19 protein-coding genes are annotated in these 22,079 nt (G+C 68.8%); 8 read left to right on the forward strand and 11 right to left on the reverse strand.

What is annotated here, in order from left to right; translation table 11 throughout:
- Positions 1 to 169 precede the first annotated feature (169 nt).
- From G1H11_RS18670 to G1H11_RS18680, 3 genes are all read right to left on the reverse strand, one after another.
- Positions 170 to 1,027: a hypothetical protein gene (locus G1H11_RS18670; protein ID WP_216843912.1), complete on the reverse strand. Its 858-nt coding sequence runs from the start codon at positions 1,025 to 1,027 to the stop codon at positions 170 to 172.
- Between the two features lie 205 nt (positions 1,028 to 1,232).
- Positions 1,233 to 1,877, reverse strand: coding sequence for a hypothetical protein (locus G1H11_RS18675; protein WP_163820119.1), 645 nt, complete (start codon positions 1,875 to 1,877; stop codon positions 1,233 to 1,235).
- Entirely contained in the window at positions 1,874 to 2,821 is a 948-nt protein-coding gene (locus G1H11_RS18680) for a hypothetical protein (protein ID WP_163820120.1), read from the reverse strand. The genes G1H11_RS18675 and G1H11_RS18680 overlap by 4 nt, the downstream gene beginning before the upstream one ends.
- Positions 2,822 to 3,128: 307 nt before the next feature.
- Here G1H11_RS18680 and G1H11_RS18685 point away from each other — a divergent pair, with 307 nt between their 5' ends.
- On the forward strand, positions 3,129 to 3,560 hold the full coding sequence (locus G1H11_RS18685; RefSeq protein ID WP_216843913.1) for a hypothetical protein: 432 nt from the start codon (positions 3,129 to 3,131) through the stop codon (positions 3,558 to 3,560).
- Between the two features lie 269 nt (positions 3,561 to 3,829).
- Here the strand turns inward: G1H11_RS18685 and G1H11_RS18690 are convergent, their stop codons facing one another.
- From G1H11_RS18690 to G1H11_RS18705, 4 genes are all read right to left on the reverse strand, one after another.
- Positions 3,830 to 4,411 carry a pyridoxamine 5'-phosphate oxidase family protein gene (locus G1H11_RS18690; protein ID WP_163820254.1) on the reverse strand — a complete coding sequence of 194 codons (582 nt, stop codon included), beginning with the start codon at positions 4,409 to 4,411 and terminating at the stop codon, positions 3,830 to 3,832.
- An 81-nt stretch (positions 4,412 to 4,492) separates the two neighbouring features.
- Positions 4,493 to 6,220, reverse strand: a complete 1,728-nt coding sequence (gene ilvD / locus G1H11_RS18695; protein WP_163820121.1) for a dihydroxy-acid dehydratase — start codon at positions 6,218 to 6,220, stop codon at positions 4,493 to 4,495.
- 154 nt (positions 6,221 to 6,374) lie between these two features.
- Positions 6,375 to 6,698: a cupin domain-containing protein gene (locus G1H11_RS18700; protein ID WP_163820122.1), complete on the reverse strand. Its 324-nt coding sequence runs from the start codon at positions 6,696 to 6,698 to the stop codon at positions 6,375 to 6,377.
- Positions 6,699 to 6,815: 117 nt separating this feature from the next.
- Positions 6,816 to 7,916 carry a WD40/YVTN/BNR-like repeat-containing protein gene (locus G1H11_RS18705; protein WP_163820123.1) on the reverse strand — a complete coding sequence of 367 codons (1,101 nt, stop codon included), beginning with the start codon at positions 7,914 to 7,916 and terminating at the stop codon, positions 6,816 to 6,818.
- Positions 7,917 to 8,128: 212 nt separating this feature from the next.
- On the opposite strand from G1H11_RS18705, the gene G1H11_RS18710 reads away from it, so the two are divergent.
- Positions 8,129 to 8,767, forward strand: a complete 639-nt coding sequence (locus G1H11_RS18710; RefSeq protein WP_163820124.1) for a PadR family transcriptional regulator — start codon at positions 8,129 to 8,131, stop codon at positions 8,765 to 8,767.
- 116 nt (positions 8,768 to 8,883) lie between these two features.
- On the opposite strand, the gene G1H11_RS18715 is transcribed toward G1H11_RS18710, so the two are convergent.
- A complete protein-coding gene (locus G1H11_RS18715) occupies positions 8,884 to 9,792 on the reverse strand; it encodes an NAD(P)-dependent oxidoreductase (RefSeq protein WP_163820125.1) in 909 nt (302 codons plus the stop codon).
- Between the two features lie 22 nt (positions 9,793 to 9,814).
- Between G1H11_RS18715 and G1H11_RS18720 the strand changes: the two genes are divergently transcribed.
- From G1H11_RS18720 to G1H11_RS18735, 4 genes are all read left to right on the forward strand, one after another.
- Positions 9,815 to 11,026 (forward strand): PQQ-dependent sugar dehydrogenase, encoded by a 1,212-nt coding sequence (locus tag G1H11_RS18720; protein WP_216843915.1) that lies wholly within the window; start codon positions 9,815 to 9,817, stop codon positions 11,024 to 11,026.
- 43 nt (positions 11,027 to 11,069) lie between these two features.
- Positions 11,070 to 11,918, forward strand: coding sequence for a siderophore-interacting protein (locus tag G1H11_RS18725; RefSeq protein ID WP_174257781.1), 849 nt, complete (start codon positions 11,070 to 11,072; stop codon positions 11,916 to 11,918).
- The gene (locus G1H11_RS18730) at positions 11,918 to 14,434 is read left to right on the forward strand and encodes a DEAD/DEAH box helicase (protein WP_163820126.1); all 2,517 of its coding nucleotides are present in this window, start codon (positions 11,918 to 11,920) and stop codon (positions 14,432 to 14,434) included. Before G1H11_RS18725 ends, G1H11_RS18730 begins: the two co-directional genes overlap by 1 nt.
- Before the next feature lie 99 nt (positions 14,435 to 14,533).
- Positions 14,534 to 15,397 (forward strand): phosphotransferase, encoded by an 864-nt coding sequence (locus tag G1H11_RS18735; RefSeq protein WP_163820127.1) that lies wholly within the window; start codon positions 14,534 to 14,536, stop codon positions 15,395 to 15,397.
- Between the two features lie 63 nt (positions 15,398 to 15,460).
- Here G1H11_RS18735 and G1H11_RS18740 read toward each other — a convergent pair whose 3' ends face one another.
- A complete protein-coding gene (locus tag G1H11_RS18740) occupies positions 15,461 to 16,339 on the reverse strand; it encodes a class I SAM-dependent methyltransferase (protein ID WP_163820128.1) in 879 nt (292 codons plus the stop codon).
- Positions 16,340 to 16,493: 154 nt separating this feature from the next.
- Positions 16,494 to 18,128 (reverse strand): LuxR C-terminal-related transcriptional regulator, encoded by a 1,635-nt coding sequence (locus tag G1H11_RS26615; RefSeq protein ID WP_163820129.1) that lies wholly within the window; start codon positions 18,126 to 18,128, stop codon positions 16,494 to 16,496.
- Positions 18,129 to 18,312: 184 nt separating this feature from the next.
- Here G1H11_RS26615 and G1H11_RS18750 point away from each other — a divergent pair, with 184 nt between their 5' ends.
- On the forward strand, positions 18,313 to 19,335 hold the full coding sequence (locus G1H11_RS18750) for a Gfo/Idh/MocA family protein (protein WP_163820130.1): 1,023 nt from the start codon (positions 18,313 to 18,315) through the stop codon (positions 19,333 to 19,335).
- Here the strand turns inward: G1H11_RS18750 and ptsP are convergent.
- Positions 19,322 to 21,034, reverse strand: a complete 1,713-nt coding sequence (ptsP, locus tag G1H11_RS18755; protein ID WP_216843916.1) for a phosphoenolpyruvate--protein phosphotransferase — start codon at positions 21,032 to 21,034, stop codon at positions 19,322 to 19,324. The genes G1H11_RS18750 and ptsP overlap by 14 nt on opposite strands.
- Positions 21,035 to 21,254: 220 nt before the next feature.
- On the opposite strand from ptsP, the gene G1H11_RS18760 reads away from it, so the two are divergent.
- Complete coding sequence (locus tag G1H11_RS18760) at positions 21,255 to 22,070, forward strand: DUF4097 family beta strand repeat-containing protein (RefSeq protein ID WP_163820131.1); 816 nt, start codon at positions 21,255 to 21,257, stop codon at positions 22,068 to 22,070.
- The last annotated feature ends 9 nt before the right edge of the window (positions 22,071 to 22,079 follow it).

The raw sequence follows: 22,079 nt of genomic DNA on the forward strand, positions 1-22,079 counted from the left end.
CCCTCATCGCCCTGGCCATGCTCTCCCTCGGCGGCTACCGCCCAGCCCTCCCGGGCCGCTAACCCACGGAAACGTCAGGAGAGCCCTAAATGATCATGTAAACCATGTTTTCTCGTGCTTCACCATGTCTGCAGGCCTGGTGAAGCACGAGAAAACATGGTTTACATGATCATTTAGGATGGGCGGCGGAGGTGGGCGAATCGCCGCTGAGGCCCTTGCGGGCGCTCGCCGACAGCTCGGCCTCGGCCAGGTCGTCGACCGTGACCAGCCGGGTCTCCGCCGCACGACGGCCGACGGCGAAGCGCACGTTCTGCACGCGTCCCGACCCGGTGCTGAACGGATCGTCGGCCGGGCCGAAGGCCATCCGCGCCACCACCCGGATGGCGTCATCCACACGCTGCGGGCGGTCCAGGTTCCACGCGTACCCGTGCCAGCCACGGACGCGCTCGTAGATCTCGCGGTTGGAAGGCGGCCTCGGATAGTCGTCGGCTCCGGACAGCCACGGCTCGGCGAGCGCCAGAGCGACGAACCATTCGCGGGTCCGCGGCTCCAGGCGGGGTGCCGGTGCGGTGGGCGCCGCGTCGACGTCGGCGTCGGGCTGGGCCGGCTGGGCGTCGGCGGCGGCCTCCGGAACACCCACGTCGAGGACCAGAACCAGGTCCCCGTACACGCCATTGGCGGTCTGCCGTCCGCGCAAGAGAAGCACGTGATTCTCGCCTTCGTCGAGCAGCGCCGCCATCCCGTCGGTGAGCGTGACCCGGCGCGCACCGCCCGGTGCGTCGAACAGGCTGGACAGCTGAGCTTCGGTGGATCCTCGCCAGCGCAGCCGGACTACTTCGTCACCGACGACGATCTCCCCGACCACCCGGGACACGTGCGGTGCCGCGCGCGGCAGCGCCAACGTCGTGTATCGCAGCTGGGCGTCCGGGTCACCATCCGGCAACGCAGTCGCGGGCGCCCGGCCCACCAGCAGTCTCTCCCCCGAACCCAGCACGACGGTCGGCACACCCGACCCTCGCAGCGTCACCCTCAGCACATCGACCCTTCCGCCGGTAAGGTAGACCTTACCCGCTTTCGACCTGGGCCGAGGGTATCAAGGGCGCTGTACATCTCCCGGAATCCCGGACGAACCCAAACAGCCCAACCGCGAGCACCTCGCTCACTGAGGTCGGGAGGACGGGTGCGGCGGCTCCGAGGCTGCGGGCCCGCACCCGTTGCCGGGGCTGGCGTCCTCAGGACCGGGACACGAGCGCGTCGATCATGCCGCGGAGCTCGCCGGGCGCCACGTCCCGGCGTGCGCCGTCGTCGTCGCCGGCCCACCACCGGCCGCCGCTCTCCGCTCCGACGGTCATGGCTCCACGCCCACGAGCGGTCACCACCTCCACGCGTACGACGCGTCCACCCGGGTGATCGAGGAATCGCGATACGGATCCGGGTACGACGTCGGCACTGGTCATCGCGGTCGGTAGCGGTACCGCGTCGAACAGCTCGGGAACTCGCGGTGTCAGGATCAGGGCGACCTTCTCGCTCTCCATGACGAGGACCACCCGGCTCACGTCCGGCTCACCGAACGTGAGCGACGTGCACCGCTGCGCTGCGGTCAGCGCATAGCCCACGACGGATGCCGCCCCGGCAGGCCCAGGCTCGTCACCGTCCGTCCGGAACATGTCCCGCACCATGAGCGTGGCGTTGCCCGCGACCGCCAGCTGGTCGACGCCGGTGGCCGGCAGCCGCAGCACGTCACGGCTCAGCTCCGCTTCCGGGCCCGGTCGCCACTCGAGCAACGCCAGCAGCTCGTGCGCGGTGAATGTCACCTCGCCCGCGCCTGCGGCGCCGGCGGCACCCGTGTCGGCGGTCGCCTGAACCGCGTCGTTCATCGTCCTCCCCCGCCCTGCGAGCCGTTGCCCCGCCACCAGTTCCCGATCGACGAGGTGTACCGATCCCACCGCTCACTCACTCTGCCGCGCGCGTCGTCGTCCCAGATGCCCGTGATCACGTCGCCGGTCGGGCCGATGATGTTGTTCCCTACCCAGATCATCGGCCTGGTGTGGCCGGTGTGGTCGTAGATCGCCGATCCCACCATCCAGCCGCCCTGAGCGGCGGCGCCGACCCCTCCGGTCGCCCGCAGCGCCGCGATACTCGACAGCGACGCGAACGTGAGACCGAAGCCGGCCGCCTCGCCCACCGCCCCGGTGGTGTCTCCTCTGGAGATCGCGTCGACGTACCGCGAGGCGTTCACGCCCGCGCCCACCAGGCTCAAGCCGGTCAAGGCGTTGCCGGTCCAGCCTCCGATGTTCGCCCGCTCCCACTGATCGGCGTGGCGTACCCAGTCGAGCCAGGTGTCCTTCGCCGCGTCCGTCCACGTCGTGGCAGCACCCACCCAGGGAGCGACGGCGATCAGGGCATCGACTGGACCCCATGTCTCCTCCCACCGCCGGTAGAGATCGCCGATCAAACTCCCAGGCGGGTCGGCGGGCCCGCCGGTGGCGCTGCCGCCCCTGTCCGCACCGGCGCCCGGGGCCTGCTGCCCCGACCCGCCCGGCGCATCACCGCTGGCTGCCTCCTGCTGGTCGGCCTGCCGGCTGACGAGATACGCCACGCCGTCCAGAAGCTCGGTGGCGAACATCAGCACGCGGGCATGCTCACCGAACCACTCCGCGCGGGCCGCATCCGCATCCCGGCCTCGCCACGCGAGCTGGTTCAATGCCGTCGACACACGCGCCCGTACCGCGTTGACCTCGAGGCCCGCGTGATCACACGCGGCGGCGAAGGCCCGAAGCTGGTCGACGTCGGCACCGAGAAAGCCATTGTGAGCTGGCACGGTCACTCTCCCAGGCCGACGTTCTGGGTACCGGCCAGGTACGCCATCCCAGCGCGGCGGTCTACCTTGAACGCCTCTCGCCTCACATATCCCCCTTGTGGTGTCCAGCGCTCGTGTGCGCAGGACAAAGCTAAGGGGCTCGGCGCATCGCGGCCATGCCGCACAGGGTGGAACATTCCGCTTAGTTCGCCGGCCGCTGTCGCAACCCTGCCAGGGCTCACCGCTCGTCGCGAGCGACCATGTGCTTCCGCGTGACTACAGCGCGGCGACGCCGCACGACGACGAATCCCGTCTAGCATCGTTGCGCGTGCCACGATTCATCCGATTCCAGAGTGCGGTGCCGAACCGGCGCGGGATGTTTCCCGGTGTCTTCGCCCTGGCGAACGGGCTGGCCCACGCCGGCGCCCTGAGCCCAGACGACTACGCCTGGTGGAGGGCGGCCAACGACCATGGCGACGCCGCCTACACGGACCCGAGCACCGTGGACCCGGCATGCTTCGATCGCGAGCTCAATCCAGGCGCTGTGTCATGGTTCAAGTCCACCGCCACATCGCTGATCTCCACATGCGACGGTTACCTCGCACTTCTGGATCGCTACGGAGTCCCATGGACAGAACTGCGCACCGATCACCCAGGAATGATCGTCTACGAGGACGACGTACAGGTGGTAGCCACACCGTACTCATACCCGGAACACTGGCGGATGAGTGACGGACGGAGTCGTGTCTCCCCGGGCTAGCGCATCGGTGTAGGTCGAGCACAGTCACGCCGACGACGAACCGCCACGCGCTTTCCACACGCACGGTCATCCAGCCGCCACAAGCGTCCACGTTCCCGGCGCCACGACCACACGCTTCCACATGGCACTCTGGCGACCACGGGCTTCCGGATGCAGGCCGGCAATGACCACAAGCTTCCATTGGAGCTTCCACACGGCACCCCAGCGACCACGAGCTTCCACACGGCACCCCAGGAACCACGATTTTCCACATGGCTAAAGGCGACGAGCTAACGCTCCGGCGGAGCCGGGGAGTCGACCGGGTCGTAGTCGAACGCCGGCAGGCCGTCCAGGCTGACCCTGTTCCTCGTCGCCCGATACGCGACCTGCCCGTCCACGCCCTTACGGTCCATATACGCGGGCAGGAGATCGCGCTCCCCCACGTACTCCATCAGCGGCACGCCGAACCCACACGAGTCCGACACCCGGCGCACGTCCACGACAATGACCGCGCGCGCCCCACGATGCTCCGAGAAGAGCTCGATGAGCTCGGAGAACTCCGGGTCGTACAGTGCGACGACGCGGCCGGTCCCGTGCAGGCGCACGACATTGGGCGGTCCCTCGAACGCACAGAACATCAGCGTGATCCGCCCGTTCTCGCGCAGGTGAGCGATCGTCTCGGCGCCGCTCGCCGTGTAGTCGAGGTAGGCGACGCTGTGCTCATCGAGGACCGCGAACGAACCGCCGATGCCCTTCGGCGACACGTTGACATGCCCCTCCGATCCGCTGGGCGCCGTCGCGACGAAAAACATCTTCTGCGCGGCAATGAACTCCCTCAACTTGCCGCCGATGCCGTCGTGCACCTTGCCCACCGTGTACCTCCACACTGCGTCCTGCAGATCGTGGGCCCGGACGCCCACCTCGTAGGACGCTACGTTGCGTCCTGCATCACATCAGTCGCAGACGGCGCCGTTGGCGGCCGAGCCGACCAGCTTGGCGTACTTCGCCAGCACACCGCGCTCACGCTTGGGTGCCGGCTTTTTCCACGCATCTCGGCGGCGGGCCAGTTCGTCGTCGTCAACGAGCAGTTCCAGGCTGCGCGCGGCCATGTCGAGCCGGATGGGGTCGCCGTCCTGCACCAAGGCGATGGGGCCGCCGTCGACCGCTTCGGGCGCCACGTGACCGATGCACGGACCCGTGGTCCCGCCGGAGAACCGGCCGTCGGTGACGAGCAGCACGTCCTTACCCAGGCCCGCGCCCTTGATGGCACCGGTGACGGCCAGCATCTCGCGCATGCCCGGCCCGCCTTTGGGGCCCTCGTAGCGAATGATGATGACGTCGTTCTTCTTGAGCGTGTTCCGTTCGACGGCCTCCATCGCGGCGGCCTCACCATCGAAGACCCGAGCGGTACCCTCGAAGACATCCGTGTCGAAGCCCGCGGACTTCACCACCGCTCCCTCTGGCGCGAGCGACCCGCGCAGGACGGTGATTCCGCCGGTGGCATGGATCGGGTTGGACATCGCGTGGATGATCTTGCCGTCGGGGTCGGGCGGGGCGATGTGCGCCAGGTTCTCAGCCATCGTCTTGCCGGTGACGGTGAGGCAGTCGCCGTGCAGCAGACCCGCGTCGAGCAGGGCGCGCATCACGACGGGCACACCGCCGATCCGGTCGACGTCGGTCATCACGTACTGGCCGAAGGGCTTCACATCGGCCAGGTGCGGGACCGTGTCGCCGATCCGGTTGAAGTCGTCGAGCTCGAGCTTGACCTGGGCCTCGTGCGCGATCGCCATCAGGTGCAGCACGGCGTTGGTGGAGCCGCCCAGCGCCATCACCACGGCGATGGCGTTCTCGAACGCCTCCTTGGTGAGGATGTCGCGGGTGGTGATACCGCGGCGCAGCAGTTCGACGACGGCCTCGCCAGAGCGTCGCGCGAACCCGTCGCGACGACGGTCCACCGCGGGCGGCGCGGCGCTTCCCGGTAGCGACATGCCCATCGCCTCGGCCGCGCTGGCCATGGTGTTCGCCGTGTACATGCCGCCGCAGGCGCCTTCTCCCGGGCAGATGGCGCGCTCGATCTCGTCGACCTCTTCGCGGGTGATCAGCCCGCGCGCACAAGCGCCGACGGCCTCGAACGCGTCGATGATGGTGACTTCGCGGTCTCCCACCCGGCCGGGCAGGATGGAACCGGCGTAGAGGAAGACGGCGGCGACGTCCAGGCGGGCCGCTGCCATCAGCATGGCGGGCTCGGACTTGTCGCATCCGGCCAGCAGGATGGCACCGTCGAGGCGTTCCGCACCGAAGACAGTCTCCACCGAGTCGGCGATGACCTCCCGGGACACCAGTGAGTAGTGCATGCCCTCGTGGCCCATCGAGATGCCGTCGGACACCGAGATGGTGCCGAACTCGAGCGGGAAGCCACCCGCCGCGTGCACACCCTCCTTGGACGCCTGCGCGAGCCTGGCCAGGGACAGGTTGCACGGGGTGATCTCGTTCCACGACGAGCCGACCCCGATCTGCGGCTTCTCCCAGTCGTCATCGGTCATCCCGACGGCACGCAGCATCCCGCGGGCGGCGGCACGCTCGAGCCCATCGGTGACAGTCCGCGAATGCGGCTTGATGTCCGGCTTGGCCGTAGGTGCGGGGTTTTCGGGCGACGACGACGTCGACGGTGTCATGGTCATGGCATCCAACGCTAGACCCGCCGTCCGCTCCAGAAGCAGGGAGGTCCGTGATCCGGACGATCGCCGGTCAGCAGGCGCGCATGCCGGCTCACCGGAACCCACGAGATCCGGCGTGCCAGCGGGAGCGCCCGCGCACCGCACCGCCGCCAGTGCTCTAGCCGAGGCCGACGGTCAGGATGACCAGTGAGTCGTCGTTGGCGACGAGGTCGTGGCGCTGCGGCGGGACGTCGACCAGGGATCCCGCCGGGATGGTGACGCTGCGCTCACCCGCGTGCAGCGTGACGCTGCCCCGCAGGCACAGAATGGTGGCGTCGCCGGGGCTCTGGTGCTCGTTGAGCCGAGTGCCGGCGGTGAGCGCGATCAGGGTCTGCCGTAGCCGGGCGCCGCTGTGCAGAGTTCGGGCTGCCCTGCCGTTGGGGGAATTCCTGGCCGCGTCCAGTTGGTGGTCACCCACGGACTCCAGCGTCATCTCAACCATGCCCCCATCCTCCACGCTGTGGCTTCACGGCGCCACCATTACCGGCGGGCAGGCGGGCCGTCGGCGTCGCCGTGGCCGTCGGCGTCGCCGGCGGCGCCCGTGCCGCTCCTGGCGCCGCTACGACAAGGTGGCGGCACGCACGCAGAGCACGTCGGGCAGGTGCGTCAGGACCTCCGACCAGGTCTGGCCTTCGTCGGCACTCGCGTAGACGGAGCCGTCGCGCGTCCCGAGGTACACCCCGGCGGGGTCAGCGACGTCGTCGGCGGTGAACGCGTCACGCAACACGGACGCGTAGAACATGCCGGGCATGCCGATGATCGACTTCGTCCAGGTCGCGCCGGCGTCGCCGGTCCGCCACACCTGCAATGTGCGCTCGGGCGGCATGCGCTCGATGTCGGCGGTCAGGGGCACCACCCACGCGGTCCCGGCGCGATGCGGGTGCGCGACGACGGGGAAACCGAAGTCCGACGGCAGCCCATCGGCGATGGGCGTCCAGCTCTTGCCGCCGTCGTCGGAGCGATACACACCACCGTGGTTCTGCGCGAAGAGACGGTCCGGGTCAGTCGCGTCCCGGGCGACCTTGTGCACGCATTGCCCGTACTCGGGCTCCTCGCCGGGGAGGAAGCCGGCACCGATGCCCGAGTTGGACGGGTTCCAGCTCTGAGCGGCGTCGTCGCTGACATACACGCCGCCAGTAGACATGGCCACCATCACCCGGTTCTCGTCGCTCGGGTGCGGCAGGACCGTGTGCAGCGCCTGCCCACCGCCGCCGGGCTGCCAGGTGGGGCGGTGCGGGTGATTCCACAGACCCTCACACAGCGCGAACGTCTCTCCACCGTCGCCGGAACGCCACAGCGCCGACGGCTCGGTGCCCGCCCAGACCACCCCGGGGCGGTCCGCCGTATCGGGGCGGATCTGCCAGACCTGCTCCACCGATGCCCCCAGGTTGGCCGGGAAGCGGATCCCGCTCCCGTCGGGTGCCTCGCTCCACGTGGCGCCGAGGTCATCGGACCAGGAGACGGCCGGCCCCCAGTGGTCATAGCTGGCACCGGCCAGGATTCGCGGCCGCTCGCCGCGCGTGTCGATGGCGCACGCCGCGACGGACTTCATGAGCAGGTGCGGACCGTCCACGGACCACGACCGGCGATCCGAGCTCCGCAGCAGCCACAGTCCCTTGCGCGTCCCGACCGCCACCAGTACGTCGTTCATGACCCTCACGCCCCCACACCTCTGGTGTTCCGAACTGGAATATGCGCCGGGAGTTTACTCCTGTGCAGCGCGCGGCAACAGACCCCTCAACCGCCGAGGCCGTCGCGGAGGGACATGGTGCGGATCAGCTGGTGTTCCGACTAGGAACATAAGGGAGAATCGGAGCCTGCGGTGGCGGTTCGCATCCGCAGGCTCCGGCGGTTTCGAGAAGAAGGAGACACATGACCGACACAGGCGGGGTGGCAGATCCGGCGGGACCGCCGGAGGACTCGCTCAGCGGATCGGATCTGCGCCAGGCGCCGGAGCACGATTTGCCGCCCACCAGTTACGCGCTGCTCGGCCTGCTGTCCTTCGGCCCGGAGCTCACTGGATACGAGCTGAAGCAGTGGGCCGACTCCACGCTGCGCTTCTACTGGGTGGCACCGGCGATGAGCCAGGTCTACTCCGAGCTCACCCGTCTCGACCGGCTCGGTCTCCTGGAGTCCCGCGACGACCGGACTGGTCAGCGACCGGCCCGGCGCTACAAGATCAGCGAACGCGGCATGGCCGAGCTGCGCCGCTGGCTCAGTGACACGCCGATCGACTTCCCGGTTCTCAAGCACCCGGCGGCTTTGCGCCTGCTGCTCGGGCACCTGGTCGATATCGACGTCACCCGCAAGATGCTCGGAGGGTACATAGCGCAGCTGGACGAACGCCGCGCCGAACTGCAGGAGGTCCGCGACGGCCTGGGCTCGGACGCCACCTTCCGCTTCCCGGCGGAGGTCGCCCAGTGGGGGCTGTCCTATTACGACGACGAGTCCCGCACGGTGCGCGAGATCGTGGACCGGCTGAGCAACCCGGAACCTCCAGACCCGGCCTGAATGATCATGTAAACCATGCGTACCCCAGCGATACCAGGTCTGCAAGCATGGTGAAGCACGTCAACGCATGGTGATGTGCCCGGTGGCAATCCGAGCACCGCTGATCAGCCGCCGAGCTACGGACCGACGACGACGTTGGCCAGCGGATCCCCGGCCGCATACCGCTCCACCTGCGCCTTCACGAGCCTGCGCGCACGCGGGAGGAACGCCGACGACGAGCCGCCCACATGCGGCGACAGCAGGAGGTTCGGCACCGTCCACAGCGGGTGACCCTCTGGGGGCGGCTCGGGGTCGGTGACGTCGAGCGCGGCGCGAAGCCGCCCGGCGGACAGTTCGGCCACCAGTGCGTCGGTGTCCACCACACCCCCGCGCGCGACGTTGACCAGCAGGGCGTCGTCCTTCATCGACGCCAGGAACGTGGCGTCCACCATTCCCCGGGTCTCGTCGGTGAGCGGGCAGATCATGATGGCGACGTCGGCGTGTCCGACCAGCTCGGGCAAGGACTCGAATCCGGCCACGCCGTCGCGCGCGGTCCTGGCCACCCGCAGCACGTCGCATTCGAACGGCACCAGCCGGTCCTCGATGGCCCGGCCGATGGCGCCGTAGCCCACGATGAGCACCGTCTTGTCCGCGAGCGCCTCGTACACTCCGAAGGCCCACTCGCCGCGCTGGCGAGCCTCGACGAACGTCGGGATGCCGCGCAACGACGCCAGCGTCAAGGTCACGGCCAGTTCGGCGGTGCTCGCGTCGTGCACGCCGCGGGCGTTGCACAGGGTGATGCCTGGTCGCAGGTAAGGGCGGACATGCTCGTAACCCGCGGTCAGTGTCTGGACCACGGAGAGCTGCGGCATCCGCGCAATGATGTCCCCGGTGTCGGCGGAGAAGGTGTACGGCATCACGTACATGCCCACCTGCCCGAGGACGTCGTCGTCGGGAAGCTCGTCGCCGCTGTCCCAGACATGAGTGTCGAGACTGTCGGCGATCGGCAAGTCGTCGGCCAGGGAGGGCAGGAGAAGAGCGGTCACCGGTCCAAACTATCGTCCGCGCGTGACGGTGACAGCCTGTGGCACGATGGGAGAGGTGAAAGCCTCGCGACTCATCGGGTTTCTGGCCGCTGCGGCCCTCGTCGTCGCTGGATGCGGGAACGACGACGAGCCGGACGCCGCGCCGCCCACCGCCACCGACTTCCCCGGCGCGGAGCCACCGGGCACCGGGCCGCCACACACGGAATCACCGGAACCGGATTCGACCACGCCGCACGTCACCGCCAGTCCGCCGAGCACGCCAGTGCCCGGCCCCGTGGAACCCACCGACGTCGAAGAGTTGGCCACAGGCCTGGACGCGCCGTGGAGTATCGCGTTCCTCCCGGACGGCGACGCCCTGGTGTCTCAGCGCGATGCCGGCACCGTGGTCCACGTCTCGCAGGACGGCGAGCAGACGGAGGTCGGCGAGGTACCCGGTGTCGACGGAGACGTGGAGGGTGGCCTGCTGGGTATCGCCTTCGACCCCGAATCGCCGGAGACGCTGTACGCGTACGCGACCATGGGCAGTGAGAACCAGGTTGTGCGCACTACATATACCGACGGCGAGTTCGGCGAGTTCGAGACTGTCCTCGACGGCATCCCCGCGTCCTCGCGGCACAACGGCGGGCGGATCGTCTTCGGCCCCGACGGCATGCTCTACGTCGCCACGGGCGACGCCGGCGACGGCTCCAACTCCCCGGACCTCGACACGCTGGCGGGCAAGATCCTCCGCGTCACCCCGGACGGCGACATCCCCGGTGACAACCCGCTCGGCGATTCGCCGATCTACTCGTACGGTCATCGAAACGTGCAGGGGCTGGCCTTCGACGACGACGCCCAGCTGTGGGCCAGCGAGTTCGGCGACAGCACCGCTGACGAGCTGAACCTCATCGAACCGGGCGGCGACTACGGCTGGCCGGACGTCGAAGGGATCGCCGAGAACGACGAGTACATCGACCCGGAGCTCGAATGGCCGGTCGCCGACGCGTCCCCAAGCGGGCTGGCCTACGTGGCACAGACGCTGTTCATGGCGTCCCTGCGAGGCTCGGTGCTCTGGCAGATCCCCCTGTCCGACGGCGAAGTCGGAGATCCCGAAGAGTTCATCGGCGACTACGGACGGCTACGAGACGCCGCAGTCGCGCCGGACGGTTCTCTGTGGGTGCTGACCAACAACACCGACGGCCGCAGGGACCCGAACCAGGGAGACGACCGGATCCTGCGCATCACCGTCGAATGACCGCCCCCAAATGATTATGAGCGCGCGAGTTAGGGTGGCTTGCATGGCCCAGAGGGATCGACCCGCACGCCGCGCGCGGCGCATCACCAGACTTCAGGTGATCCGCACCGAGTGGCTGACCCCTCACATGGTCCGCGTGGTCGCAGGAGGGTCCGGCTTCGTCGACTTCGTGAACAACCCCTACACCGACCGGTACGTCAAACTCCTGTTCCTCACGCCAGGCGTGGAGTATCCGAATCCGATGGACGTCGCCGAGGTCCGCTCGAGCATGCCACGGGAACACTGGCCGGTCACCCGCACCTACACGGTCCGCTACGTCGACACATCGGCCGGTGAGATCGCCATCGACTTCGTCGTCCACGGCGACGAGGGGCTGGCCGCGCCCTGGGCGGCGACCGCCCAGCCGGGCGATGACATCTGCTTCTTCGGTCCTAGCGGTGCCTACGCTCCCAGCCAGGACGCGGACTGGCATCTCCTTGCCGGCGACGAGGCCGCGCTGCCGGCCATCGCCTCCGCCCTTGAGGCGATGCCGAGCGGCCATCGTGTACGCGTGCTCATCGAGGTCGCCGACGCGACCGAGGAGCAGCCGCTGATCACCGCTGGTGACGCTGCCATCACCTGGCTGCACCGCGACGGCGCGCCGCCGGGAGACGTGAGCCGGCTCATCGACGCCGTCAAAGCGGAACCATGGCTGCCCGGCCGCGCCAACGTGTTCGTCCACGGTGAGTCTCGCCTGGTCAAGGGTCTGCGCAGCTACTTCCTCGATGAGCGCGGCGTCGACCCGGAATTCTTGTCTTTGTCCGGATACTGGCGTACCGGACTGATCGAGGACGAGTTCCAGGCCTGGAAGAAGACCGACTCCGCCCGCGAGACCGCGAGCGGCCGGCGCTGATGACGCCGTCTCTGGTCACGCCGGAAAGCACCGAGCCGGACGCCCTCTACGACGCCTTCACCACGTGGGCGTCCGAGCGCGGCTTCGAGCTGTACCCCGCCCAGCAGGAGGCGCTGATCGAGCTGGTCTCCGGCTCGCACGTCATCTTGAACACCCCCACCGGATCAGGCAAGAGCCTAGTGGCCGTCGGCGCCCATTTCGCGGCGCTCAGCACGGGCCGCCGCACGTTCTACTCGGCGCCGTTGAAGGCTCTGGTGTCGGAGAAGTTCTTCGACCTGATCGCCACATTCGGCGCCGCCAACGTCGGCATGATGACCGGTGACTCCAGCGTCAACCCTGGCGCGCCGATCATCTGCTGCACAGCCGAGATCCTGGCCAACATCGCCCTGCGCGACGGTGCCGACGCGGACGTCGGCCAGGTGGTGATGGACGAGTTCCACTTCTACGCCGACCCGCAGCGCGGCTGGGCGTGGCAGGTTCCCCTGCTCGAGCTGCCGCACACGCAGTTCCTCCTGATGTCGGCCACGCTTGGCGACGTCAGCTTCTTCTATAAGGACCTGTCCCAGCGCACCGGACGCGACGTCGCGGTCGTGGCTTCGGACACCCGCCCTGTGCCGCTGACCTTCTCCTACTCCACCGAGTCGATCCACGAGCTCCTCGACGAGCTGTTGTCCACGCACCGTGCCCCGGTCTACGTCGTGCACTTCACCCAGGCGTCGGCGATCGAACGAGCGCAGGCTTTGACCAGCGTCAACGTCGCCAGCAGAGCAGACCGGGACCGGATCGCGGCGGAAATTGGCGGGTTCCGCTTCCACGCGGGGTTCGGCAAAGTGCTCAACCGCCTGGTCCGGCACGGGATCGGGGTCCACCACGCCGGGATGCTGCCGAAGTACCGCCGGCTGGTGGAACGGCTCACCCAGGCCGGCCTGCTGAAGGTCATCTGCGGCACCGACACGCTCGGCGTCGGCATCAACGTGCCGATCCGCACGGTCCTGTTGTCCGGCCTCGCCAAGTACGACGGCACCAGGACCCGGCATCTGAGCGCCCGGGAGTTCCACCAGATCGCCGGGCGGGCCGGGCGCGCCGGCTACGACACCGTCGGCGAGGTGATCGTGCAGGCTCCGGAGCACGTCGTCGAGAATGAGAAAGCCCTGACCAAGGCCGGTGACGACCCGAAGAAGCGACGCAAGGTGGTTCGCAAGAAGCCGCCGGAGGGTTTCGTCTCCTGGGGCGAGAAGACGTTCGAACGGCTCGTCGAGTCTCCGCCCGAACCGCTGACCTCGAGCTTCGCGGTCAGCCACACGATGGTGCTGTCCGTCGCCGGCCGCCCGGGCGATGCCTTCGAGGCGATGCGCAAGCTGCTGACCGAGAACCACGAACCCCGCCCCGCTCAGCGCCGCCACATCCGCCGTGCCGTCGCAATCTATCGCGCACTGTTGCAGAGCGGCGTCATCGAGCGGCTCGACGTGCCTGACGAGCAGGGGCGCACCGTGCGGCTCACCGTCGATCCGCAGTCCGACTTCGCCCTCAACCAGCCGTTGTCGCCGTTCGCGCTGGCGGCGTTCGAGCTCCTCGACCGCGAGTCCCCCACCTACGCGCTTGACGTGCTCTCTGTGGTCGAGTCCACGCTGGACGATCCTCGCCAGGTGCTCTCCGCACAACAGAACAAGGCGCGCGGTGAAGCGGTGGCCGCGATGAAGGCCGAGGGCATCGAGTACGACGAGCGGATGGAACTGCTCGAGGACGTGACCTATCCGAAGCCGCTGGAAGAGCTCCTCGAAGCGGCGTTCGACATGTACCGGCGGACCAATCCTTGGGTGGCCGACCACGAGCTGTCCCCGAAGTCCGTCGCCCGTGACCTGTTCGAGCGGGCCATGAGTTTTGGCGACTTCGTCCGCTTCTACCAGCTGGCGCGCTCCGAGGGCGCACTGCTGCGATATCTCGCCGACGCCTACCGTGCCCTGCGGCAGACGGTGCAAGAGGACGTCCGCACCGAGGAGCTCAGCGACATCATCGAGTGGCTCGGCGAGCTGGTCCGCCAGGTCGACTCCAGCCTGCTCGACGAGTGGGAGAAGCTGCAGCACCCGGAAGCGCTCGAGGACGGGGACGGCTACGACGAGGGTCCCCCCGGCGAGACGACGCGCCCCCTCACCGCGAACCGGCGCGCGTTCACGGTGGCCGTGCGCAACGCCATGTTCCGCCGGGTGGAACTGATGGCCCGGGAGAAGTGGGAAGAGCTGGGCGAGCTCGACGCGGAGTCCGGCTGGAACGCCGACGCGTGGGCCGACGCCCTGGATGCCTACTTCGACGAGCACGACGAGGTCCTCCTCGGCCCGGACGCTCGCAGCGCCAAGATGCTGATCATCACCGAGCACCCCGACCAATGGGAGGTCCGGCAGATCATCGACGATCCTGCCGGCGATCACGACTGGGGATTCACGGCGGTGATCGACTTCGCCGCGTCGAACGAGGCAGGACACCCGGTGGTCACCATCACCGCCGCGGGCCAGTTGTAACCCGCGCGCCGGACAGAGAACGATCAGATGGCACATGCAGCACCGCAGGGCGCACAGCGTCATCTGATCCGAGTGAGCACCCCCGGATAGGCTGCCCTGGTGGTGGACATCGACTCCGTGCTTCGCCTGCACCTGCCGCACTATGACGTGGTCTCTCTCACCGAGCTCGGGCAGGGTCTCGACAACGTCGTCTACCTTGTGAACGACGAGCTGGTCGTCCGGATCAGCAAGGAATCCGACGCGGTCCAGCGCGCGGAGACCACCCGGCGCGAAGCCGGCCTCCTGGCGGCGCTGACCGGATGGTCCACGTTGCCGATCCCACAGCCGATCTTCGCGGACATCGAACAGGGCGCCCTCGCGTACACCGCGCTGCCGGGCCGTCCGCTCAACCAGCGGCCCGTCGCCGAACCGATCCGGTTGGCGCCGGTCCTGGGTGGATTCCTCAGCCGGCTGCACCAGGCACCGCTCGACGCCGTGAACACGCTGGTGTCGCCCGATCCGTACCCCATGACCGCATGGCGGGACGACGCCGAATTCGCGTACAGGGAGGTTTCACAGCACATAACGCCGCCAGTTCGTCGCCCGATTGAGCGTTTCCTGGCGAGCACTCCGCCGCCCGAGCCTCGAACCGTCACGCTCTGCCACAACGATCTGGGTACCGAGCACATCCTGGCCGGCACAGACACGGACGAGATCACCGGGATCATCGACTGGACGGATGCGGCACTCGCCGATCCGATGCGTGATCTCGCCCTGATCTTTCGCGATCTCGGACCGGACGTCTTCGACGCGACGATCGCCAACTACGCCGAGCCTCCGGATGCCGGCGACCGCGCACGAGCTGTCTTCTACGCCCGATGCTCAGTCCTCGAGGACATCGCCTACGGTGTGACGTCCGGTGCGCAGCACTACGCCGACGCCGGGATCGCGCACCTCGCATGGATCTTCTCGGCTCACTCGTGACCTATCAGCGTCGTGCAGGCACTGGCCCACTCCCCTGCCCATGATCATTGACGATCGGGGACCTCATTGGGTGCGGGAAAGCCGATGATCATGGGCAGAACCCTCCGGCTTGGTTCCGACGCCGACGTTGAGCTCGGTGTGGATCACGGCGCCGGGTTCACCACCGGAACGTTCGCGGAGCATCCCGTCCAGCACTCGCTGCGTTTCGACCTGATGCTCGCGGGTCAGGCTCGCGATCATCTGCGCCCCGATCGGGTGGCCGGACGCGATGAAGTTCCACAAGTGCATGGCCGATTCGACCGGCATGTCCCACGTGGTCGTCTCCACCGTCACGTCCGTCAGGCCCGCTTCGGCGAGCCTGGCGCGAAACACCGCCGGGTCCGACACCTGGAACGGCAGTGGCGGTTGGTCCACCGGCATCGGCGTGAAATCGGGGACGGCCGCTTTCGCGGCGCCCACGAAGAAGCCGAGGAACTCGGCCCTCTCAAGCGCGCCGAACGCGACGACGAGTACCGTACCGCCGGGCTTGGTGACGCGCACCATCTCCGCCAGCCCACGTTTCATGTCCGGGAACACCGATACGCCGTTCTGTGACACGGACACGTCGAACGTATCGTCGTCGAACTCCAGGGCGCTGCCGTCCATGACCCGGCCAGCGACGTTCGTCAAGCCATCCGTCCGAGCGCGGGCCTGAAGCCGTTCGATCATCGCGGGCGCGATGTCGACTGCGACCACCTCCGCGCCGAGCCGCGCAGCGGGTAGGCTCAGCGCACCGCTGCCGGCGGCCACGTCGAGGAGCCGGGTACCCGTATCCAGACCGAGCCGGCCGAGGATCCGCTCGCCGAACCCGATCGTCTCCGGGGTCGCGAACTCGTCGAATCTGGGAGCTATCGCCTCCCAGGCGTCTCTGATCTGCTCTGTACTCGGTGCTTGTGCGGTCATGGTTCCTCCCTCTCTCGTCATGCCTGTGAGAACAGGGTCGCCGCCCGCGGGTGGCCGCCGCATCGGGCAGACACCCCACGTCGGTCCGGACGCCGTCCATGGGCAGTTCTCCGCATGCTGACAACGCGTCGCCGGCTCCCGCCCACGAACGCGTCTACAGCAGCTGATGTTCGTAGGCGTAGGCGGTAGCCGCGGCCCGGGTTGAGACGCCGAGCTTGGTGAACATGTTGCTCAGATGCCGCGAGACGGTCTTCTCGCTGATCACCAGGGTGTCCGCGATCTCCCTGCTGGTCGCACCCGTCGCGACGAGACGGAGCACCTCCACCTCACGCGGGCTCAAGCCGCACGGGCCACGGGATGCCGCCCGCCGGGACAGGGCGGACGCCTTGGCGAGAGCCGGTTCCGCACCGAGTTCCGCGAAGACCCGGCGTGCGGCATCGAGTTCCATCTCAGCGGTGTCATGGTCGCCCAATCGAGCGCACGCTCGGGCCATCAGCATCCTGACCACCGCTCCCTCGTACGGCGCGTCGAGTTCATGCCAAGCCGTCCACGCTTCCCGCAGGGCTACGCACGCTCCCACCGAATCGCCCTCCGCCAGGAGCACGGAGCCGGTCGCTGACCCGGCGACCGCACGCATGTAGGGCGAGCGGAACCCAGCCGCGATCGTCGCGAGCTCGTCCGCCGCCCCACGCGCGGCGCCGACGTCGCTGGTAGCGAGGGAGATCTCGACGTGTGCCGCCAGGATCCGCGCCCGGTCCACGGGCCGTCCGGCCTCCGCCGCCACCCGGCGTATCGCGGCTGCCGCGGCGTCCTTCTTGCCCTGCTCGAACCAGAGAAGCGCCAGTCCGGGGTGCACCGGATGCCCCCAGACGCTGGCTTCCCGATAGTTCTTCTCCGCCCGCGCGAATTCGCCGCGTAACCGGTGTAGCTCGGCACGCTGGTACAGCGCCATGCCCACCACCGGGTCGCCTGGCGGGTCGGACAGATGCTCGCATGCCCGCTGCGCCTCCGCCATGGCGTCGGACCATTCTCCGCGCAGCTGCATGATCTCCGAGCGATGCACCAGGCACTGCCCGCGATAGGGCTTGAGGTCCTGCTGTGATGCGCACCAGCGGCTCAGCGTCGCCGTCCATTCCTGAGCTCGTCGAAGGTCGAAGATGTTGCGGCAGGCGATGATAACCGCGCAGTACACGATTCCGGCCGCGATCGGAGACACGTCGCCGGATGTGACGGCGACCATCGCCTCATCGAGCATCGCGGTTCCCGCGACGGCGTCGCCCATTGCCACCGACGCCTGTCCGCGTCCCAGCCGTCCGAGGGCGATGAGGTCGGCGTCGCCGAACCGGTCGGCGATCTCCGCGATCTGCTCCAACGTGGCGTGCGCCCGGTTGGGGTCACCGCTTCCGAGAGCGTGCAGCGCGACAGGAACCAATAGATAGCCCTGTTCCACGCAGTCCAGAGAGCTCTCCTCGAGCACTCGCTGTCCACGGGCAAGCCAGCCGCCACCCTGGGCATGCTGGCCGCGCTGCATGAGCACCATGCCGAGCCAGAATGCGCATCGCACGGCCCGGCCGAGCTCACTACACGCGAGGAAGGCGCGGTGGGCACGTTCCAGACCCGCCACGGCCGCGTCGTCCCGTCCGGTCAAGTAAGCGCTCATGGCGAGCCGTTCAAGATCGTTCGGTTCCAGGCCGGTTTGCTCCTCAGCGGCGCTGAGCAGCTTGTACGCGTCGCTCCACGCGTACCGCTCGTACGCCTCCCGGCCGCGCGCAATCTGGTCAGCCGTCATCACGGTCCCCCATTTCGGTGCCTTGCAAAGTACCCCCACCGCCATGTCCGGCGTAGCGAGATGTCAGAACCTCTCGGTCGCAGGGGGGAGCTCAGGTGGAGGACCTGCAGCCACCCTGAGCTGGCTGGCACGTAGCCTTGGAGTGCACTGACGGTGAGCCGCGGCGACGAGGGAAGCGCATTCCATGAGGAACGGCACGATCAGGTTCGGTGTGGTCGGCGTCGACCATGGGCACATCCTCGGCATGACCGAGGGGCTAGAAGCGGCCGGTGCGCAGTGCGCCGGTGTCTTTCCAGGCGCCGACCCCGCGCAGCGGGCGCAATTCGCCGAGAGGTTCCCCGGCATCCCCGAGGTCGACGATCCCCGCAGGCTCTACGAGAATCCGGCCGTCGGCGTGATCGCCACCGCCGGAATCGCCGCAGAGCGCGCCGGAATCGCCGTCGAGGCGATGCGCGCCGGCAAGGACGTGCTGGCCGACAAGCCCGCGGCCACCACGCCGGAGCAGATGGCCTCGATCCGCTCCACCTCCGCGGACACCGGCCGGATCTGGGCCGCGTTCTTCGGCGAGCGGTTCACCAGCCCCGCCACCATCAAGGCCGCCGGCCTCATCGCCTCGGGCGCCATCGGCGACGTCGTCCAGACCATCGGGCTCGGGCCGCACCGCCTGCGCCGCGACTCCCGGCCGTCCTGGTTCTTCCAGCGGGACCACTACGGCGGGATCCTCACCGACATCGCTTCCCACCAGGTGGACCAGTTCCTCTACCTCACCGGATCCACGACGGCCGAGGTCGTGTCGGCCACGGTGGGCAATTACGCGAACCCGGAAGACCCCGGGCTCCAGGACTTCGGCGAAGCGGTACTGCGCAGCCCGCGCGCGCACGGTTACGTCCGGGTCGACTGGTACACCCCGGACGGGCTGTCGAGCTGGGGCGACGGCAGGATCACCATCCTGGGCACCGCCGGCTACATCGAACTGCGCAAGAACGTCGACATCGCCGGACGGCCCGGCGGGAACCATCTATTTCTCGTGGATAAGAACGGCGAGCATCACATCGGCTGCGCGGACCAGCCCGTCACGTTCTTCTCCGACTTCCTCTACGACGTCCAGCACCGTACCGAGACGGCCAACCCGCAGGAAATGTACTTCACCGCGATGGAACTCGCCATCGCCGCCCAGCTCAAGGCCGAGGCGGTCACCGGCCGGTGATCGACCGTGCCTCCGAGTCGAGCAGATCCATCACGGCGGCACGTGCCGCCCCGGCGTCGGCGGCGGCTCGCGCAGCCGCCGCCATCTGTGCGCAGCGGTCGCGATCGTGCAGGGCGAGCATCGCGCGCACGGCGGGAATCCTGGAGGGCGCCATGGACAGGCTGCTCACCCCCAAGCCGGCCAGTACCGGAGCCAGCAGCGGATCGCCGCCGGCCTCGCCGCACACGCCCACGGGCTTGGAGCCGCCTGCTCCCGCACACGTCATAGCGATCAGGTCCAGCAGCGCGGGCTGCCACGGGTCGAGCAATGGCGCGAGTTCGCCCAGCATCCGGTCCGCGGCCATCGTGTATTGGGCGAGGTCGTTGGTTCCCAGACTGACGAAGTCGACGTCCGCGAGAACCTGCTGTGCCCGCAACGCGGCTGCGGGCACCTCCACCATCACCCCGACCGTGGACAACCCCGCGGCGCGCGCCCGGTCAGCGAACCAGGTCGCCTCCTCGGCCGTGGCTATCATCGGCGCCATCACCCAGACATCGGCTGCACACTGCCCGGCCGCTGCGGCCAGGGCATCGAGCTGGTCGGAGAGAAGCGAGCCGCCCCGCCGCCCGAGACGCAAGCCACGGACACCGAGCGCGGGGTTCTCCTCGTCCCCCGTCGGCGCGAAGGGCAGCGGCTTGTCCGCGCCGGCGTCCAGCGTTCGCACTACCACTCGTCGTTCGCCGAACGGGCGCAGGACCGCTAGGTAACTCTGCGTCTGTTCCTCGACGCTCGGCGCCGACGCGCGGTCCAGGTACAGGAACTCGGTGCGGAACAGGCCGACGCCCTCGAGATCCTGGCCCGCAGCCGCGGTCGCGTCCTCAGCGGTTCCGATGTTGGCCAGCAGCGACACCGGGACTCCGTCTCGGGTACGGCCCGGCCCGCTGAACCTGGACAGCTGCTCGTTCCGTGCACCCGCTCGGCGCATCCACTCCACCTGGACGGCCTCGTCCGGGCCGACGACGATCTCACCAGTCTCCCCGTCGACCGCGACGACTACCCCGTCGTCGAGCGTGAGCGGGCCGGTACCCACCACGGCCGGAATCCCGAGCTGTGCGGCGAGAATCGCCGTGTGGCTGGTGGGCCCGCCCGCCTCGGTGACGATCCCCAGGACAGTCGCCGGCGAAAGACCCGCGGTGTCGGCCGGGGCAAGGTCGTGGGCGATCAGCACCGACGGCTGGTCGTATTCGGGAAGCCCGGGCTGGGGCGCGCCGATGAGGTGAGCGACGACGCGGTCGCGGACGTCGCGCAGATCAGTGACCCGCTCGGCGAGGTAGCCGCCGGCCGCCGCGAGCGATGCACAGACCTCCTCCACGGCGCCGTCCACCGCCGTGGCCGGGCCCTCGCCGTCGTCGAGACGCCGCTGCGCACCGGCCAGAAGGGAAGGGTCCCGAGCCATCATCGCGGTGGCGGTCAGGATATCCGCGGCCGTCGCCTGCGCCAGTGCGGCCCGGCGTTCAAGCTCCGCCGCCACCAGCTCGAAGGCCGCGGCCACCTCACGGCTCGCTGCCTGGGCATCGAGCGCGGCGGGCTCGTTCTCCGGCGGGCGAACGGGCTCGGTCACGCGCACCACCGGCCCGACCGCCATCCCCGCGCTGACTCCGATGCCGCGCAACCGCGGCACGGCACTCCTCGCGGCGCGGTTTCCGGTCCCGCCGGTCACGGTGCTCCTCGCACATCACACACCCTACTCACGGTAGCGGGCACGCGTCCTTCTCCGCTGCCGGCCGCACTCCGGATGCGCGACTCCGCCCAGCGACCCGGATCAGCAGCCCTGAGACAGCGACCCGGAGCGCCTCCGGGTCACCCCCACGGACATATCCGGGTCGTTCTCCTCACCAAGATGGAACCGCTGCCCCGGACAAAGCACTACTGTCATCGTCATGACGTTCGAATCCGTACCTAGTCACCAGCGGACACGTGATCATGTCTCGCTCGGGGGAAACGGCGGCGCACGCGGGGCACGGATGATCGGCGTCGTTGTGGTGGCCATCGCCGCGGTGTCGGTCTTCTGGTGGATCAGCAGGTCCAGCCACACATCGGAGATCACCGTCGACACGGACGTCTCCCGGGTGGAAGTCGACGTCTTCGCCGGGAACGTCGAGATCATCGGCGGCACCAGCGGCCGTGTGCACGTGGCGGCCGCGATCGACGACGGGTGGGTCCGCTCGGCACGAGTGACGCACAGCGTCGACGGGGACACGCTGCGTATTGACGGTGATTGCCGCGGACACGACCTCATCCCGGCATTCGGCTGCCGGACAGATGTCACACTCACCGTCCCCGCAGGTGTCGACGTCGTGGCCATGTCGGCGGGAGGCACGGTCGAGGCCCGTGGTCTCCACGGCGCCGCGCAGCTGACGTCGGACGCGGGTGACGTCGTCGTCGCCGGTCACACGGGCCGGTTACAGGCACACTCGGACGCCGGAGACGTCCTCGTCACCGGGTTGCGGGCGGAGGACGCACGGATCACCTCCAGCGCGGGGGCCGTGCGGGTCGAGACACTCACGCCGCCACGGTCGCTGGACGCCGAGTCCAGCGCGGGCTCGGTCTCCGTGGACCTTCCTGCCGGAACGGCGTATGACGTCGAGGCGAAGAGCCGCACGCAGGCCCCCGATGTCAGCGCCCGGACCAGTCATGCCTCGCCGCACAAGGTGCGTGCGTTCTCGAGTGCCGGCCCCGTGGACGTCACCGGCTGAGCGCTCCAC

Source organism: Phytoactinopolyspora alkaliphila, assembly GCF_010550695.1.
Lineage (GTDB): Bacteria > Actinomycetota > Actinomycetes > Jiangellales > Jiangellaceae > Phytoactinopolyspora > Phytoactinopolyspora alkaliphila.

What these genes read in the sequence shown, in the direction of transcription:
- G1H11_RS18675 (WP_163820119.1), bottom strand. Translation starts at nt 1,877, where the DNA reads ATGAACGACGCGGTTCAGGCGACCGCCGACACGGGTGCCGCCGGCGCC.
- ilvD (WP_163820121.1), bottom strand. Translation starts at nt 6,220, where the DNA reads ATGACCATGACACCGTCGACGTCGTCGTCGCCCGAAAACCCCGCACCT.
- G1H11_RS18700 (WP_163820122.1), bottom strand. Translation starts at nt 6,698, where the DNA reads ATGGTTGAGATGACGCTGGAGTCCGTGGGTGACCACCAACTGGACGCG.
- G1H11_RS18710 (WP_163820124.1), top strand. Translation starts at nt 8,129, where the DNA reads ATGACCGACACAGGCGGGGTGGCAGATCCGGCGGGACCGCCGGAGGAC.
- G1H11_RS18725 (WP_174257781.1), top strand. Translation starts at nt 11,070, where the DNA reads ATGGCCCAGAGGGATCGACCCGCACGCCGCGCGCGGCGCATCACCAGA.
- G1H11_RS18730 (WP_163820126.1), top strand. Translation starts at nt 11,918, where the DNA reads ATGACGCCGTCTCTGGTCACGCCGGAAAGCACCGAGCCGGACGCCCTC.
- G1H11_RS18740 (WP_163820128.1), bottom strand. Translation starts at nt 16,339, where the DNA reads ATGACCGCACAAGCACCGAGTACAGAGCAGATCAGAGACGCCTGGGAG.
- G1H11_RS26615 (WP_163820129.1), bottom strand. Translation starts at nt 18,128, where the DNA reads ATGACGGCTGACCAGATTGCGCGCGGCCGGGAGGCGTACGAGCGGTAC.
- G1H11_RS18750 (WP_163820130.1), top strand. Translation starts at nt 18,313, where the DNA reads ATGAGGAACGGCACGATCAGGTTCGGTGTGGTCGGCGTCGACCATGGG.
- G1H11_RS18760 (WP_163820131.1), top strand. Translation starts at nt 21,255, where the DNA reads ATGACGTTCGAATCCGTACCTAGTCACCAGCGGACACGTGATCATGTC.